General features: G+C 61.4%; 16 protein-coding genes. 2 read left to right on the top strand and 14 right to left on the bottom strand.

Annotated features, from left to right (window positions below):
- Positions 1 to 8 precede the first annotated feature (8 nt).
- From CFE47_RS13900 to ccoN (CFE47_RS13850), 11 genes are all read right to left on the bottom strand, one after another.
- On the bottom strand, positions 9 to 2,453 hold the full coding sequence (locus CFE47_RS13900) for a heavy metal translocating P-type ATPase (RefSeq protein WP_286837792.1): 2,445 nt from the start codon (positions 2,451 to 2,453) through the stop codon (positions 9 to 11).
- A 117-nt stretch (positions 2,454 to 2,570) separates the two neighbouring features.
- Complete coding sequence (locus CFE47_RS13895; protein WP_185703472.1) at positions 2,571 to 3,110, bottom strand: FixH family protein; 540 nt, start codon at positions 3,108 to 3,110, stop codon at positions 2,571 to 2,573.
- A gap of 17 nt (positions 3,111 to 3,127) precedes the next feature.
- On the bottom strand, positions 3,128 to 4,531 hold the full coding sequence (gene ccoG, locus CFE47_RS13890) for a cytochrome c oxidase accessory protein CcoG (RefSeq protein ID WP_286837789.1): 1,404 nt from the start codon (positions 4,529 to 4,531) through the stop codon (positions 3,128 to 3,130).
- A gap of 320 nt (positions 4,532 to 4,851) precedes the next feature.
- On the bottom strand, positions 4,852 to 5,826 hold the full coding sequence (gene ccoP, locus CFE47_RS13885; protein WP_286837787.1) for a cytochrome-c oxidase, cbb3-type subunit III: 975 nt from the start codon (positions 5,824 to 5,826) through the stop codon (positions 4,852 to 4,854).
- Positions 5,823 to 6,008 (bottom strand): CcoQ/FixQ family Cbb3-type cytochrome c oxidase assembly chaperone, encoded by a 186-nt coding sequence (locus CFE47_RS13880; RefSeq protein ID WP_005790274.1) that lies wholly within the window; start codon positions 6,006 to 6,008, stop codon positions 5,823 to 5,825. The genes ccoP (CFE47_RS13885) and CFE47_RS13880 overlap by 4 nt, the downstream gene beginning before the upstream one ends.
- A gap of 5 nt (positions 6,009 to 6,013) precedes the next feature.
- The gene (ccoO, locus tag CFE47_RS13875; protein ID WP_003193167.1) at positions 6,014 to 6,622 is read right to left on the bottom strand and encodes a cytochrome-c oxidase, cbb3-type subunit II; all 609 of its coding nucleotides are present in this window, start codon (positions 6,620 to 6,622) and stop codon (positions 6,014 to 6,016) included.
- Entirely contained in the window at positions 6,622 to 8,064 is a 1,443-nt protein-coding gene (gene ccoN, locus CFE47_RS13870; protein WP_185703478.1) for a cytochrome-c oxidase, cbb3-type subunit I, read from the bottom strand. The genes ccoO (CFE47_RS13875) and ccoN (CFE47_RS13870) overlap by 1 nt, the downstream gene beginning before the upstream one ends.
- A 367-nt stretch (positions 8,065 to 8,431) precedes the next feature.
- Positions 8,432 to 9,379: a cytochrome-c oxidase, cbb3-type subunit III gene (gene ccoP / locus CFE47_RS13865; protein WP_286837784.1), complete on the bottom strand. Its 948-nt coding sequence runs from the start codon at positions 9,377 to 9,379 to the stop codon at positions 8,432 to 8,434.
- Positions 9,376 to 9,576 (bottom strand): cbb3-type cytochrome oxidase subunit 3, encoded by a 201-nt coding sequence (locus tag CFE47_RS13860; protein WP_065909612.1) that lies wholly within the window; start codon positions 9,574 to 9,576, stop codon positions 9,376 to 9,378. Before CFE47_RS13860 ends, ccoP (CFE47_RS13865) begins: the two co-directional genes overlap by 4 nt.
- A 3-nt stretch (positions 9,577 to 9,579) precedes the next feature.
- Positions 9,580 to 10,188, bottom strand: coding sequence for a cytochrome-c oxidase, cbb3-type subunit II (gene ccoO / locus CFE47_RS13855; protein ID WP_185703485.1), 609 nt, complete (start codon positions 10,186 to 10,188; stop codon positions 9,580 to 9,582).
- A gap of 10 nt (positions 10,189 to 10,198) precedes the next feature.
- Positions 10,199 to 11,623 (bottom strand): cytochrome-c oxidase, cbb3-type subunit I, encoded by a 1,425-nt coding sequence (gene ccoN / locus CFE47_RS13850; RefSeq protein WP_185703488.1) that lies wholly within the window; start codon positions 11,621 to 11,623, stop codon positions 10,199 to 10,201.
- A 79-nt stretch (positions 11,624 to 11,702) separates the two neighbouring features.
- Here ccoN (CFE47_RS13850) and CFE47_RS13845 point away from each other — a divergent pair, with 79 nt between their 5' ends.
- Positions 11,703 to 12,395: an alpha/beta family hydrolase gene (locus CFE47_RS13845; RefSeq protein ID WP_286837781.1), complete on the top strand. Its 693-nt coding sequence runs from the start codon at positions 11,703 to 11,705 to the stop codon at positions 12,393 to 12,395.
- A gap of 94 nt (positions 12,396 to 12,489) precedes the next feature.
- Here CFE47_RS13845 and CFE47_RS13840 read toward each other — a convergent pair whose 3' ends face one another.
- From CFE47_RS13840 to CFE47_RS13830, 3 genes are all read right to left on the bottom strand, one after another.
- Positions 12,490 to 14,055, bottom strand: a complete 1,566-nt coding sequence (locus tag CFE47_RS13840) for a methyl-accepting chemotaxis protein (protein WP_185703492.1) — start codon at positions 14,053 to 14,055, stop codon at positions 12,490 to 12,492.
- Positions 14,056 to 14,128: 73 nt separating this feature from the next.
- Entirely contained in the window at positions 14,129 to 14,920 is a 792-nt protein-coding gene (locus tag CFE47_RS13835) for a CPBP family intramembrane glutamic endopeptidase (protein ID WP_286837778.1), read from the bottom strand.
- A 250-nt stretch (positions 14,921 to 15,170) separates the two neighbouring features.
- A complete protein-coding gene (locus tag CFE47_RS13830) occupies positions 15,171 to 15,341 on the bottom strand; it encodes a hypothetical protein (RefSeq protein ID WP_185703496.1) in 171 nt (56 codons plus the stop codon).
- Between CFE47_RS13830 and CFE47_RS13825 the strand changes: the two genes are divergently transcribed.
- On the top strand, positions 15,340 to 16,200 hold the full coding sequence (locus tag CFE47_RS13825; protein WP_286837775.1) for a DMT family transporter: 861 nt from the start codon (positions 15,340 to 15,342) through the stop codon (positions 16,198 to 16,200). The two genes, CFE47_RS13830 and CFE47_RS13825, sit on opposite strands and share 2 nt — an antisense overlap.
- Positions 16,201 to 16,210: the final 10 nt, after the last annotated feature.

Here is a 16,210-nt window from a genome sequence, read left to right as displayed (position 1 = left end):
CACGCGGCTCAGGCCGGCAGCGGGCGGGTTAATGTCGGGGTGCTGGCGACGTGCGCGCTCGGCAGGCGAGTCAGGCGCAGGGCGTTGAGCACCACGGTCAACGAACTGAGGGACATGCCGATGGCCGCCCATATCGGCGTGATCCAGCCCAGGGCGGCAAACGGCAGCATAAGGCCATTGTACAGCCCGGCCCACAGCAGGTTTTCAATGATTACCCGACGAGTGCGGCGCGCGAGGGTGAAGGCTTGTACCAAGGCATCGAGCCGGTTGGACAGCAGCACCGCATCGGCGCTGGTCTTGGCCAGGTCGGTGGCCGAGCCCATCGCCACGCTGATATCGGCAGCGGCAAGCACCGGTACGTCGTTGACCCCATCGCCGAGCATCAACACCTTGCGGCCTTGCTTGTGCAGTTGTTGCAGTACCTGCAGCTTGTCGTCGGGGCGCAAGCCGCCACGGGCTTCGTCGATGCCCAACTCGGCCGCCACACTGGCCACCATCGGCGAACTGTCCCCGGACAGCAGCAACGTACGCCAGCCGCGCGCCTTGCAGGCGGCCAGCAACGCCGGGGCGTCGCTGCGTAGGCGGTCGTCCAGGACAAACCAGGCGAGGGCGCCGTCGCGGTCGCCCAGCAGCAGCCACTGCCCGGCGTCTTTCGGCGAGGGCGGGATCGGGCAGCCACTCAGTTCGCAAACAAAACCCGGTTGACCGATGCGCAGATGCCGGTCGCCGACCCGGCCTTCCAGGCCAAGGCCGGGGGAGCTGAGCACTTCATCGGCAGCCAGCGGTGCACGGCCAAACGCACGGGCAATCGGGTGTTCCGAGCGGTTTTCCAGGGCTGCAGCGAGGCTCAGGCACAGATCGCTGTTCAGCGTGCCCAGGGGGCGGATCGCACGCAGGGCCAAGCGCCCTTCGGTCAGGGTGCCGGTCTTGTCGAAGATCACCGTGTCGATCTGGTTCAAACCTTCCAGCACGTGGCCACGGGTCAGCAGCAGCCCCAGTTTATGCAAGGTGCCAGTGGCCGCAGTGAGCGCGGTGGGCGTGGCCAGGGACAGCGCGCACGGACAGGTTGCCACCAACATCGCCAGCACGATCCAGAACGCCCGCGATGAATCCAGCTCCCACCACACCAGGCCGATCACGGCGGCGGCAATCAGCGAGCACAGGAGGAACCACTGGGCGGCACGGTCGGCGATCTCGGCCAGGCGCGGCTTCTCGGCTTGGGCGCGTTCCAGCAGGCGCACGATGGCAGACAGGCGCGTGTCATGGCCCAGGGCGCGCACTTCGACGGTCAGGGCGCCTTCAACGTTGAGGGTGCCTGCGGTGACCGCATCGCCGACCTGGCGCGGTTGCGGCAGGTACTCACCGGTGAGCAGGGATTCGTCGATGCTCGACTGGCCGTCGAGGATCACGCCATCTGCCGGCAGCACCGCGCCGGGGTGCACCAGCACGCGGTCGCCCAGGGCCAGTTCGCTGAGCAGGATGCGTTCGCTCTGGCCGTCGGCTTTCAAGCGCAGGCAAGACGCGGGTAGCAGGTTAACCAACTGCGCAGTGGCCGCCGCCGTGCGCTCCCGTGCGCGACGCTCCAGGTAACGGCCGGCCAGCAGGAACAGGGCGAACATACCGACCGCATCGAAGTACAGCTCGCCGACGCCGGTGATTGCGGTCCAGATGCCCGCCAGGTAGGCCCCGCCGATGGCCAGGGAAACCGACACGTCCATGGTCAGGTGGCGCGTGCGCAAATCACGCATGGCCCCTTTGAAGAAGGGCGCGCAACTGTAGAACACGATGGGGGTGGTCAGAAACATCGCGACCCAGCGCAGGATCACATGCAGTTCCGGGCTCAGGTCGATATTGAATTCCGGCCAGGTGGCCATGGTTGCCATCATCGCCTGGAACCACAGCAAGCCTGCCACGCCCAACTGGCGCAAGGCTCGGCGGTTTTCACTGGCCAGTTGTTCGGACGCGCGGTCCGCCTGATAAGGGTGGGCGGCGTAGCCGATATGGCGCAGCTCGCTGAGCAGTTGGCTCAGTGGCAATTGCCCGTCGGCCCAGCGCACTTGCAGGCGGTGGTTGGACAGGTTCAGCCGCGCTTCGGCGACGGCGGGCAGGCTGCGCAGGTGTTTTTCGATCAGCCAGCCACAGGCGGCGCAACTGATGCCTTCCATCAACAGGGTGGTTTCGGCGAGGTCGCCTTCGTGGCGCACAAAGGGCTTTTGCACGTCGGCACGGTCGTACAGTGCCAGCTCATCCACCAATTGCACCGGCAGGGCCTCGGGGTTGGCGGAGGCTTCGCTGCGATGTTGGTAATAGCTCTCCAGCCCGCCGGCCACGATGGCTTCGGCCACTGCCTGGCAGCCTGGGCAGCAGAGTTCACGGCGCTCACCGAGAATCACCGTGGTGAAACGGCTGCCGGAGGGGACGGGTAGGGCGCAGTGGTAGCAGGGGGTGGTCATGAGCTGGAATCTTTATTGGCTGGGAGGGCCTCTTCGCGAGCAAGCCCGCTCCCACATTTTGAAATGCATTCCAAATGTGGGAGCGGGCTTGCTCGCGAAGCGCGAAGCGCAGGCTGTTTATTTTTTCAGGTCTTCGGCACCCTGCAATGGCTCATCACCCAGCAGCAAGTCCTTGTCGTGGCTGACTTGCTCTTCTTCGAACATGCGCCAGGTCTTGTCTCCTTCCACGCCGAGCAACTCGACGAAGCGGCGGCCTTCGACCTTGTCGGTCACCTGGCCGATGTAGCGGCTGGGCTCACTGTCGCTGCGGGTCAGGGTAATCCGGCGGTCTTTTTCCGGTTGGGTCGGCGAAATCAGGTTCAGTTCCAATGTGTTCGGGTTGCTGTTGCCAGTCAGGTGCAGCTCGACTTCACCGGTCAGTTCATCCAGGTGCACCTTGGCGCGCAGTTGCAGGGTCTGGGCCAGCAGTTCGCGGTCCAGCGAGCGGTTGATGCCTTTGCCGGCCTCGTAGTAGTTGTCGTTGACCAGGTTGTCCGGGTTGTTCACCGCGATGGTCACCATGGACAAGGTCAACGTCACCGAACAGGTCAGGATGCCAATGATGATCCACGGCCAGAGGTGCTTGTACCAAGGGCTTGCGGCGGTAGCTACGGGCATTGTTTTACTCTCTATAGTCAACGAACTTGGGGGCCGATGAATCGGCTCTTGGCTTCAATACGGACGCTGGCGTCATCGGCATCGGTGAGGATGAATTTCACCTCGTTGGTGCTCGACGGCAATTGTTCCGGTGCGCTCGACAACTCAACCGGCATGCTGACGATATCGCCGGCAGCCACCTTGATTTCACGCCGGCCTTGCAGCTTGAGGTCCGGCAGGCCCGAGGCGTCGAGCACATAGGTGTGGTCGCGCTGGTCCTTGTTCATGATCTTCAGGCTGTAGACGTTTTCGATGCGGCCTTCGGCGTTTTCGCGGTACAGCACGCGGTCCTTGCTCACGTCGAACCCCACCAGCGAGCGCATGAAGAACGCTCCCACCAACAAGCTGATCATCGCCAGCAACACCAGCGCGTAACCGATCAGGCGTGGGCGCAGCTTGTGGGTTTTCTGCCCGGACAGGTTGTGCTCGGTGGTGTAGCTGATCAGGCCGCGCGGATACTCCATCTTGTCCATGATGTTGTCGCAAGCGTCGATACACGCCGCACAGCCAATGCACTCGATTTGCAGGCCGTCGCGGATGTCGATGCCGGTGGGGCACACCTGCACGCACATCGTGCAATCGATGCAATCGCCCAGGCCCTGGGCCTTGTAGTCGGTGCCTTTTTTACGCGGGCCACGCAGTTCGCCACGACGCGGGTCGTAGGAGACGATCAGGGTGTCTTTGTCGAACATCACGCTCTGGAACCGCGCATAGGGGCACATGTAGATGCACACCTGTTCGCGCAGCCAGCCGGCATTGCCGTAGGTGGCGAGGGTGAAGAAACCCACCCAGAAATACGACCAGCCATCGGCCTGGCCGGTGAAGAAGTCGAACACCAGTTCGCGGATCGGCGAGAAGTAGCCGACAAAGGTCATGCCGGTGACAAAACCGATCAGCAGCCACAGGGTGTGCTTGCTGAGTTTACGCAGGAATTTGTTCGCGCCCATCGGCGCCTTGTCGAGCTTGATGCGCTGGTTGCGGTCGCCTTCGGTGACTTTTTCGCACCACATGAAGATCCACGTCCACACGCTTTGCGGGCAGGTGTAACCGCACCATACGCGCCCGGCGTACACCGTGATAAAGAACAGGCCAAACGCCGCAACAATGAGAATGCCCGAGAGCAGGATGAAGTCCTGGGGCCAGAAGGTCGCGCCAAAGATAAAGAACTTACGCTCCGGCAGGTTCCACCACACGGCCTGGTGACCGCCCCAGTTCAACCACACCGTGCCGAAGTAGAGCAGGAACAGTCCGGCACCGCCAAGCATGCGCAGGTTGCGAAACAGGCCAGTGAAGGCGCGGGTGTAGATTTTCTCGCGCGAGGCGTAGAGGTCGACGGTCTTGGCAGGGGGGGTAACGTCATGTACCGGTATCTGGTCGCTCATCATTGCATCCCACGGCGGTGGACATTTGCCTCGGCCAGTACGTGCCGACCGGGGTCAAAAATAGGTTGTTGCAGTGGCGTAATGATACGCCTGCGGTGGCGTTGAAAGGTGGCGGCCTATGTGATCTGGATCAATTGACCTAGCAAGTATGGTCGGTTTTGACGGGCTCGGTCGTCAAAACAAAGCAAACTCCAATGTGGGAGCGGGCTTGCTCGCGAATGCGCTAGGTCAGTCGACTTATCCGTTACTGACAGACCGCCTTCGCGAGCAAGCCCACTCCCACATTGGCTTCTCGTTGGTTTCAGAATAGGTGAGCGATTCTATTCCTCAGCCTTCTTATCCCCATGGGACAAGCTGTAAACATACGCCGCCAGCAAGTGCACCTTGTCATTGCCTTGCAGTTGTTCCTGCGCAGGCATCTGGCCCTGGCGGCCATAGCGGATGGTCTGCTGCAGTTGGGCGAAGCTCGAACCGTAGATGAATGCGCCTGGGTGAGTCAGGTCGGGCGCGCCCATCGCTGGGGTGCCTTTACCCTGTGGGCCGTGGCAGGCAACGCAGTTGGTGGCGAAGAGTTTCTCGCCGTTGGCCACGTCGGCCTTGGCACCTTCCGGCAACTTGCGGCCATCGAGGTTGGTCAGCACAAAGCCTGCGACATCGGCCACGCCTTGCTCGCCGATGACTTCAGCCCAGGCCGGCATGATCGCGTGGCGGCCTTTCATGATGGTTTCCTTGATGGTCTCGGGCGACCCGCCCCAGCGCCAGTCGGCGTCGGTCAGGTTGGGAAAACCGTAGGCGCCCTTGGCGTCGGAACCGTGGCACACCGAGCAGTTGGACGCGAACAGACGACCGCCCATCTTCAAGGCTTGCGGGTCCTTGGCAACGTCTTCAATCGGCATCGAGGCGAACTTGGCGAAGATCGGACCGAACTTGGCGTCCGACTTGGCCATTTCCTTTTCCCATTCGTGCACACCGGTCCAGCCGGTCTGGCCGTTGGCGAACGGGGTTTGCTTGTCGTTGTCGAGGTAGTTGTAGCCCGGCAGCACGCCTTTCCAGTTGCCAAGGCCGGGGTACAGCACCAGGTAACCGAGGGCGAAGATAATGGTGCCGACGAACAGCATGAACCACCACTTGGGCAGCGGGTTGTCGTACTCCTCGATACCGTCGAAGGAGTGGCCGACGGTCTCGTCGGTTTGCTCGGTGCGCTGGCCCTTGCGGGTCGACAGCAGCAGCCAGGTCAGGGCGAAGATGGTACCCAGACTGAGGACTGTGACGTACAGACTCCAGAACGTAGTCATTCTTTGTTACTCCTAGAAGCTTGCTCGACGTGCTTGATGGCTTCGGGATCATCCGCAAAGGGCAGCATGGTCGCGTCGTCAAACTCCGACTTGCGCCGTGGGCTGAACACCCACAGCGCCAGGCCGACAAAGGCCACCATCACTACAACGGTGCCCAGGCCTCGAATCATCCCGATATCCATGAAGGTCACCGTTTGCTTTTGATGATGGTGCCCAGGCCCTGCAGGTAGGCCACCAGTGCGTCCATTTCGGTCTTGCCCTTCACGGCTGCGGCTGCACCGGCGATGTCTTCGTCGGTGTAGGGCACGCCCAGGGTGCGCAAGACTTCCATCTTCTTCGCGGTATCCTTGCCGTCGAGCTTGTTTTCCACGAGGAACGGGTACGCCGGCATTTTCGACTCAGGCACAACGTTGCGCGGGTTGTACAAGTGCGCACGTTGCCAGTCATCGGAGTAGCGCCCGCCCACACGGGCCAGGTCCGGGCCGGTGCGCTTGGAACCCCACAGGAACGGGTGGTCCCACACACTTTCGCCGGCGACCGAGTAGTGGCCGTAGCGTTCGGTTTCGGCGCGGAACGGGCGGATCATCTGCGAGTGGCAGCCCACGCAACCGTTGGCGATGTAGACGTCGCGGCCTTCCAGTTCAAGGGCGGTGCGCGGCTTCATGCCTTCCACCGGCTTGTTGGTCACGTCCTGGAAGAACAGCGGAACGATCTGGGTCAGGCCGCCGATGCTCACGGCGATGACCATGAAGAAGGCCAGCAGGCCAATATTCTTCTCGACTACTTCATGCTTCATCAGTGAGCTCCCACAACGGCGATCTTGGCGGCGGCTTCGGCTTCTGCAGGATCGGCGGCACGCACGGTGCGCCAGACGTTGTAGGCCATGAGGAACATGCCGGAGGCAAAGAATGCACCGCCCAGGGCGCGCACGATGTAGCCCGGGTGGCTGGCTTGCAGCGCTTCGACGAACGAGTAGGTGAGGGTGCCGTCATCGTTGATTGCACGCCACATCAGGCCTTGGGTGATGCCGTTGACCCACATCGAAGCGATGTAGAGCACGGTACCGATGGTGGCCAGCCAGAAGTGCGCATTGATCAGCCCGACGCTGTGCATCTGCGGGCGGCCGAACAATTTGGGGATCATGTGGTACAGCGCGCCGATGGAGATCATCGCCACCCAACCGAGGGCGCCGGCGTGTACGTGGCCGATGGTCCAGTCGGTGTAGTGGGACAGCGAGTTGACGGTCTTGATCGCCATCATCGGACCTTCGAAGGTCGACATGCCGTAGAACGCCAGAGACACCACGAGGAAGCGCAGGATCGGGTCGGTGCGCAATTTATGCCAGGCACCGGACAGGGTCATCATGCCGTTGATCATGCCACCCCAGCTCGGGGCCAGCAGGATGATCGACATCGCCATGCCCAACGACTGCGCCCAATCCGGCAGCGCGGTGTAGTGCAAGTGGTGCGGGCCGGCCCAGATGTACAGGGTGATCAGTGCCCAGAAGTGCACGATGGACAACCGGTACGAGTAAATAGGACGTTCGGCCTGTTTGGGCACGAAGTAGTACATCATCCCCAGGAAACCGGTGGTCAGGAAAAAACCGACCGCGTTGTGGCCGTACCACCACTGGATCATCGCGTCCGTCGCCCCGGCGTAGGCCGAATAGGACTTGAACAGGCTGACCGGCAGCGAGGCGTGGTTGACGATGTGCAGCATCGCGGTGACCAGGATGAAGGCACCGTAGAACCAGTTACCGACATAGATGTGCTTGGTCTTGCGCTTGACGATGGTGCCGAAGAACACCACGGCGTAGGTCACCCACACGATGGCCAGCAAAATGGCGATCGGCCATTCCAGCTCGGCGTATTCCTTGGTGGTGGTGTAGCCCAGCGGCAGGGTGACGACCGCGCCGACGATGACCGCTTGCCAGCCCCAGAAGGTGAAGGCGGCGAGGCCGTCGGAAATCAGTCGCGTCTGGCAGGTTCGCTGCACGACATAGTAGGAGGTGGCAAACAATGCACATCCACCGAAGGCGAAGATCACCAGGTTGGTGTGCAACGGGCGCAGGCGACCGAAGGTCGTCCATGGCAAACCGAAATTCAACTCCGGCCAAACCAATTGCGAGGCGATGAACACCCCGAGCCCCATGCCAAGGATCCCCCAGACCACCGTCATGATGGCGAACTGGCGGACTACCTTATAGTTATAAGCAGTCGGACTGATTGCTGTGCTCATTCTAAGGTTCCACGGTTTAGGTTTTTTTATAGGTAGAAATCGGCCGCAAGTATGTAGAAAGCGAGGGGCCAATGCAACGCAATGGCTGACCTGTATCAATGCGTTCCACGCCAGATTCTGCGCCCTTTCCATGTTTTGCGTAGGGACAAAATCAAAAATGGAAAGCTGATCGAGTGGACAAGAAATTTACCAGGCCGCAACGGGAGTCGTTGCATACGCCAGAACCGGTCCGCTGTGCAGGGAAGCGTAGACCCGAATGGCAGGAGGGGAAAGTTGTGCTTTGGAAGGGTGCGACGCTTGGTCGCATAAGAGGGCGCATCAAATGAACCTGTGGCGAGAGAGCAAGCTCCCTCGCCACAGTTAAAGCTTACTGCGCTTGGCTTTCTGGCGTTGCGCCATCAGCGTTATGGGACAGGCTGTAAACGTAGGCGGCGAGCAGGTGCACCTTGTCATTGCCCTGCAGCACTTCCTGCGCGGGCATCTGGCCTTGGCGGCCGTGACGGATGGTCTGCTGCAACTGCGCCAGGCTGGTGCCGTAGATGAACCCGGCGGGTTCGGTCAGGTTTGGCGCGCCCATGGCTTCCATGCCGTGGCCTTCCGGACCGTGGCAGGCCACGCAAGTGGTGTTGAACGCGGCTTGGCCGGCGGCCAGGTCAGCGGTGCTGTCGGCAGGCAGTGGCAACTTGGCCAGGTCGTGACGTACAAAGGCGGCGACGTTTTTCACACCGTCTTCGCCGAGTATCTCACCCCAGGCCGGCATCGCCGCGTGGCGACCGTTGAGGATGGTGGTCTTGATCGCCTCGGCCGAACCGCCCCAGCGCCAGATGTTGTCCGCCAGGTTGGGGAAGCCATACGCGCCCTTGGCATCCGAGCCGTGGCACACCGCGCAGTTGGACGCAAACAGGCGACCGCCCATTTTCAGCGCTTGTGGGTCCTTGGCCACTTCTTCCACCGGCATGGCTGCGAATTTGGCGAAGATCGGCCCGAACTTGGCGTCGGCCTTGGCCATTTCCTTGTCCCATTCCTTGGTTTGGGTCCAGCCGTCTTCATAGCCTGGCAACACGCCTTTCCAGTTGCCCAGGCCCGGGTAGAGGATCAGGTAGCCGACCGCAAACACCAAGGTGCCGGCGAACAGCATGAACCACCACTGGGGCAGCGGGTTGTCGTATTCCTCGATACCGTCGAAGGCGTGGCCCATGGTCTGGTCCACGCTGCCCTTGGTCTCGCCCTTGCGAGTGCCGATCAACAGCCAGGTCAGGCCGATCAGGCTGCCCAACGTCAGTACGCAGATCCATGTACTCCAAAATAGGGTCATGGCCGATTGCTCCTTGTTGCAGGCTCTTCTTGAGCGTCGGAAGGGGTGGGTTCATCAGCGAACGGCAGCAGGCGCGCCTGCTCGAATTCCGCATTGCGCCGGTTGTTGAACACCCACAGCGACAGGCCGATAAAGGCGATGGCAACCACCAGCGTGCCGAGGCCGCGGATGGTGCCCGCATCGAATTCAAATCCCATGGCTCACCTCTTGCTCTTGATGGCAGTGCCGAGCACTTGCAGGTACGAAACCAGCGCGTCCATTTCGGTCTTGCCTTTGAGGCTGGCCACTGCGCCACTGATGTCTTCGTCGGTGTACGGCACGCCGAGGGTGCGCATCACTTGCAGCTTTTTCTCGGTGTGGCTGCTGTCGACCTGGGCCGTGACCAACCACGGGTAGGCCGGCATTTTCGACTCGGGCACCACGTTGCGCGGGTTGTACAAGTGCGCGCGGTGCCAGTCGTCCGAGTAGCGCGCGCCGACGCGGGCCAGGTCCGGGCCGGTGCGCTTGGAACCCCACAGGAACGGGTGGTCCCACACGCTTTCGCCCGCTACCGAGTAGTGGCCGTAGCGTTCGGTCTCGGCGCGGAACGGGCGGATCATTTGCGAGTGGCACTGCACACAGCCTTCGCGGATGTAAATGTCGCGGCCTTCCAGTTGCAGCGCGGTGTAGGGCTTCATGCCTTCGACCGGCTTGTTGGTCACGTCCTGGAAGAACAGCGGGACGATTTGGGTCAGGCCGCCGATACTCACGGCCAGCACCATCAGCAGCATCAGGATGCCGACGTTCTTTTCAATCGTTTCGTGTTTCATCACGGACTCCTCAGGCCAGCTGCGCAGTGGTGGCGGCTTCGACAGGCTGCGGCGAACGCACGGTGCGCCACGTGTTGTAAGCCATCAGGAACATGCCGCTGAGGAACACCGCACCGCCCACCAACCGCACGATGAAGCCTGGGTGGCTGGCCACCAGGGTTTCGACGAAGGAGTAGGTCAAGGTGCCGTCTTCGTTGACCGCGCGCCACATCAGGCCCTGGGCGATGCCGTTGACCCACATCGAGGCGATGTAGAGCACGGTGCCGATGGTGGCCAGCCAGAAGTGCGCGTTGATCAGGCCGAGGCTGTACATCTGCTCGCGACCGAAGATTTTCGGGATCATGTGGTACAGCGCGCCGATGGAGATCATCGCCACCCAGCCCAGAGCGCCGGCGTGTACGTGGCCGATGGTCCAGTCGGTGTAGTGGGAGAGGGCGTTGACAGTCTTGATCGCCATCATCGGGCCTTCAAAGGTCGACATGCCGTAGAAGGCCAGGGAAACCACGAGGAAGCGCAGGATCGGGTCGCTGCGCAACTTATGCCAGGCGCCCGACAGGGTCATCATGCCGTTGATCATGCCGCCCCAGCTTGGCGCCAGCAGCACCAGCGACATCACCATGCCCAACGACTGTGCCCAGTCCGGCAGGGCGGTGTAGTGCAAGTGGTGCGGGCCCGCCCAGATGTACAGGGTGATCAGCGCCCAGAAGTGCACGATGGACAGGCGATAGGAATACACCGGGCGCTCGGCCTGCTTCGGCACGAAGTAATACATCATGCCCAGGAAGCCTGCAGTGAGGAAAAAGCCTACTGCGTTATGCCCATACCACCACTGCACCATCGCATCCGTCGCACCGCCGTAGAGGGAGTAGGACTTGGTCAGGCTGACCGGGATTTCCAGGTTGTTGACGATATGCAGGATGGCCACGGTGATGATGAACGCACCGAAGAACCAGTTACCGACGTAGATGTGCTTGGTGTTGCGCTTCATCACCGTGCCGAAGAACACGATGGCGTAGGCCACCCACACGATGGTGATGAGGATGTCGATCGGCCATTCCAGCTCGGCGTATTCCTTGGAGCTGGTGTAGCCCAGCGGCAAGGTGATCGCGGCCAACAGGATGACCAATTGCCAGCCCCAAAAGCAGAACGCGGCGATTTTCGGCGCGAACAGCTGGGTCTGGCAGGTGCGTTGCACCGAGTAGAAGGAGCTGGCGAACAGTGCGCAGCCACCGAAGGCGAAGATCACCGCGTTGGTGTGCAGCGGGCGCAGGCGACCGAAGCTGGTCCACGGTAAATCGAAGTTGAGTGCAGGCCAGACCAATTGAGCAGCGAGAAAAACCCCGAGCCCCATGCCGACGATGCCCCACACCACCGTCATAATGGCGAATTGGCGGACCACCTTGTAGTTATAGGCGGTACTTAAAGTAGTGTTCATGGTTCCCCATCCACGGTTCAACCCAAGCAAATGCGGCACTTGGGCTGGAGTTATAGGCAGACTAAAAAGCGAGGCAAGCATGGGCAAAGAGCACAAGGCCAGTATTGACGGGGATCAATGGGCGCAGTGTGTGCGGGAACACGGGTGGTTGTGGGATGTCGCGACCGGCCCTGGCTCAAGCGAACCTGTCACGTTGATCCTGGCCCACGGCGCCGGTGCACCGATGGACTCCACTTTCATGAACGACATGGCTGCACGCCTTGCCGGGCATGGCGTCAACGTGTTGCGTTTCGAGTTTCCGTACATGGCGCAGCGCCGTGCGGACGGCGGCAAACGCCCACCGAACCCAGCGCCGAAACTGCTGGAAGCCTGGCGTGAGGTGTATGCCGAGGTGCGACGTCATGTCGCTGGGACACTGGCGATTGGCGGCAAGTCCATGGGCGGGCGCATGGCCAGTTTATTGGCGGATGAACTGGGTGCCGACGGGTTGGTGTGCCTGGGTTATCCGTTCTATGCAGTGGGTAAGCCAGAAAAACCGCGGGTCGAACATTTGGCCGGGTTGAAGACGTCGACGTTGATTGTGCAGGGCGAGCGCGACGCCTTAGGCAATCGGGCAGCGGTGGAGGGTTATGTGTTGTCGCCGAGCATCGAGGTGATGTGGCTGGTGGCGGGGGATCATGATTTGAAGCCGTTGAAGGCGTCGGGGTTTAGTCATGAGCAGCATCTGGAGGCTGCGGCGGTGAGAGTGGCGGGGTTTCTCGGCGCTGTTTAGGGCCCCATCGCAGGCAAGCCAGCTCCCACATTCGACCGCATTCCAAGGGATATACACGGTTAAATGTGGGAGCTGGCTTGCCTGCGATAGCGATTTACCGGTTGAAACGCTCCACCAGCGAGTACTGGGTATTCGCGGTATGCGTCAGCTCTTCACTCAACTGCGCCGAGTTCAACGCTTGTTCCGAGGTCTGGTCCGCCAACAACGCAATGGTGCTGATATTGCGGCTGATCTCTTCGGCCACCGAGCTTTGCTCTTCGGTCGCCGCAGCAATCTGCGTGGTCATATCGGTGATGTGCGCCACCGCTTCACTGATGCCTACCAGCGCCTGGTCCGCTTCCATCACCCGTGCCACACCTTCTTCGGCCTGGCGATGCCCGGCGTCCATGGTTTGCACGGCGGCGGCGGCGGTTTGTTGCAGCTTGGCGATCAGGGTGTGGATCTGCCCGGTGGACTCGGCGGTACGCTGGGCCAATTGGCGGACTTCATCAGCTACCACGGCAAAGCCACGGCCCATCTCACCGGCACGCGCCGCTTCGATGGCGGCGTTGAGCGCCAGCAGGTTGGTCTGGTCGGCAATGCCCTTGATCACATCGACAACACCGCCGATCTCATCGCTGTCCTTGGCCAGTTGGGTCACGGTCACACCGGTCTCACCCACGGCAACGGACAGACGCTGAATCGCATCACGGGTTTCCCCGGCGATATCGCGGCCGCGACCGGTCAGGCGGTTGGCCTCCTGAGTCGCATCGGCCGTGCGCTGCACGTGGCTGGCGACTTCCTGGGTGGTGGCGGCCATCTGGTTGACCGCAGTGGCCACCTGCTCGGTTTCCACGCGCTGGCGTTCCAAACCGCTGGAGCTGTTGTGCGCCAGTGTGTTGGATTGCGCCGCTTGGTCGTTCAGATGCTCGGCGGTGTCTTGCAAGCGAGTCAGACACGTCTTCAGACGCGCTTCCTGGCTGAGGATCGACATCTCCAACCGCGCCTGTGCGCCACGGCTGTCGGTGTACATCTGCGCGATCAACGGGTCGGAGGTGGTCTGTTCGGCCAGGCGCAGCAGGCGCTTGAGGCCGCGCTGCTGCCAGCTCAGGCCCAGCAGGCCCAACGGCACCGACAACCCCGCCGCCAGGGCAAAGCCCCAGTGGGAATTGAGGGAGGCGCCGATCATGAAGCTCAGCTGGCTCACTAGGATAAACGGCAGCCAGTCCTGCAGCACCGGCAGCCACTTGTCACGCTGGGGAACCGCCGACTTGCCTTTGTTGATGCGTTGGTAAAGCGCTTCGGCGCGGCGGATCTGCTCGGCGGTGGGCTTGATGCGCACCGATTCGTAGCCGACCACCTGGTTGCCTTCGAAGACGGGTGTCACATAGGCGTTAACCCAGTAGTGATCACCGGTCTTGCAGCGATTCTTGACGATGCCCATCCATGGCAAGCCTTGTTTGAGCGTGGACCACATATGCGCGAACACCGCCGGCGGCACATCTGGATGACGCACCAGATTGTGCGGCGCACGCAGCAGCTCTTCGCGCGTGAACCCACTGATCTCGACAAACGCGTCGTTGCAGTAAGTGATCACGCCCTTTGCATCTGTGGTGGAGATCAACCGTTGCTGAGCGGGGAAGGTACGTTCGCGCTGGGTAACGGGTTGGTTATTACGCATGATTGTTCAATCCGCAAGGCTTTCAGGGGGTATCGGCACGGGCACGCGTTTATTTAACTTATTTTTGCAACAATCAGCCGGCCAGCATCGGGTAGGTAAACAACCCGAAGTGCAGCAGGTTCAAGCCAAAATGTGTGGCCACCGCCGCACCCAGGCCGCCGAAGCGATAGGCCAGGCCATAACCCACGCCGGCGATGCTCGCCAGCAGCACCCAGTGCCAGCCGGCGCCCAGGTGCACCAGGCCGAATAGCAGCGAGGCCAGTAGCAGCGCGAGGTTTTCGCCGTAGGGCAGGTGCTTGAAACGTTGGCTCAGGCCTCCCTGGATATAGCCCCGGAACAAGGCTTCTTCCACCAGGGTCACCAACAACAGGTTGTTCAGCACCCACAGCCATGCCTGTTCCGGCCATTTCGGTGCCCAAGTGATCATCCCCAGTAACGTCGCGCCACCCAAGGCGGCGATGGCGGTGAGGGTCAGGGCCAGGGCGGTAATGCATAGCGACAGCCGCAGTCTGCGCCGCGCCACGATCCAGGGGCAGGCCAGCAGCAGCCAGAAGCCAATCAGCGGCTTGTCCTGGTTCAAATACATCGAGAAAGGCACGGCGTCGGGCGTGAAATGCTGCGAGGCAATGCCACGACCATTGTAGAAACCTGGCAGCCAGTGCATCGCCAGGCTCACCGCCAGCACGATAAACAACCCGTGCCCCAGGTAGCGTGCCCAAGGCGCGCGTTGCTGGCGCACGGCGTAACCTGCAATCAGCAGCAGGACGACAGATACCGCTGCCAGCACCCCCAGTTGCCCGTAGGTCAAGGCCAGTACGTAGCCAATGGAAAGAAGCGCCAGGTACAGCCAGGGCAATGCGATCATGGGGAATCCTTGGAAAAAACTCGCGGCATTATAGCGACCAGTCCTACGCTGCTCAGATGAAAACTCCTCCACGCAGCAAGGGTGGTGAAGTGATTGCAAAACGTATCAGTGGCTGGTTATAGTCGCTGCCTCTTCATCCCTTCACACAAGATCAGCCCATGCCAGCTCTCCAGCGCATAGCGGTAGTCGATTCAGCGGTCAACGCTGTGGTCGTGCCGTGCGGGAGCCAACAGCCTGTGCAGATCAGTCACTACCCCCCACCTGTCAGCAGCACGCCGGTGTACGCAGTCGTATCACCGCCGGGTGTTGGCATTTCGGGCTGATCAGCTGATCGCTGTTCCCGTCTGCCCGCCTGAAAAAAACCAATGAATTTCAGCGTTTGCTGAATCGGCTTTTTTGCCTGATTACAGGTGGTATCCATGTCTGTTCTTTCGAAACAATCCGTGGCCGCGGCGGCCTCGACGAGCCTGTTTGTATTGCTGTGGAGCAGCGGGGCGATCTTCTCCAAATGGGGCCTGGCCCATGCGTCACCTTTCGCGTTCCTGTTGATCCGATTTGCCATTGCCTTGGCGGGCCTGGTGATCCTGGTGCCGGTCCTCAAGCTGAAACTGCCGCGCGCCGGCAAACCGCTGATGTATGCGGCGGCGACCGGCTTGGTGCTGTTGGGGGCCTACCAGATTTTTTACCTGCTGGCGCTGGACCTCAAGGTCACACCCGGCATGATGGCGACCATCATGGGCGTGCAGCCGATCCTTACCGTGGTGCTGATGGAGCGCCAGCGCTCGTTCAGCCGGATGTTCGGCTTGGGCCTGGGCTTGGCAGGGTTGATCATGGTGGTCTACCAGGGCATCGGTGTGTCTGGCATGTCCCTGGCGGGGATGCTGTTCGGACTGCTGGCCCTGGCGAGCATGACCTTCGGCTCGATCATGCAGAAGCGCATCACCGACAACCCGCTGGGAACACTGCCCGTGCAGTACCTGGCGGGACTGTTGTTGTGCTCGGTGTTTGTGCCGTTCCAGCCGTTTCACTTTGAACACGACACCGGCTTTTACTTGCCGGTGCTGTGGATGGGGCTGGTGGTGTCGGTAGTGGCGACGTTGTTGCTGTATCGCCTGATCGCCCGGGGCAACCTGGTGAACGTCACCAGTCTGTTCTACCTGGTGCCGGCGGTGACGGCCGTGATGGACTACCTGATCTTCGGTAACAAGCTCGCGCTGCTGAGCCTGCTGGGGATGATGCTGATCATCATCGGCTTAGCCTTCGTATTCCGTAAGGGCTGACTCGTAGTGA

The organism is Pseudomonas sp. PGPPP1 (assembly GCF_002255865.1).
Lineage (GTDB): Bacteria > Pseudomonadota > Gammaproteobacteria > Pseudomonadales > Pseudomonadaceae > Aquipseudomonas > Aquipseudomonas cremoris.
This window is presented reverse-complemented; position numbering and strand designations above follow the sequence as displayed.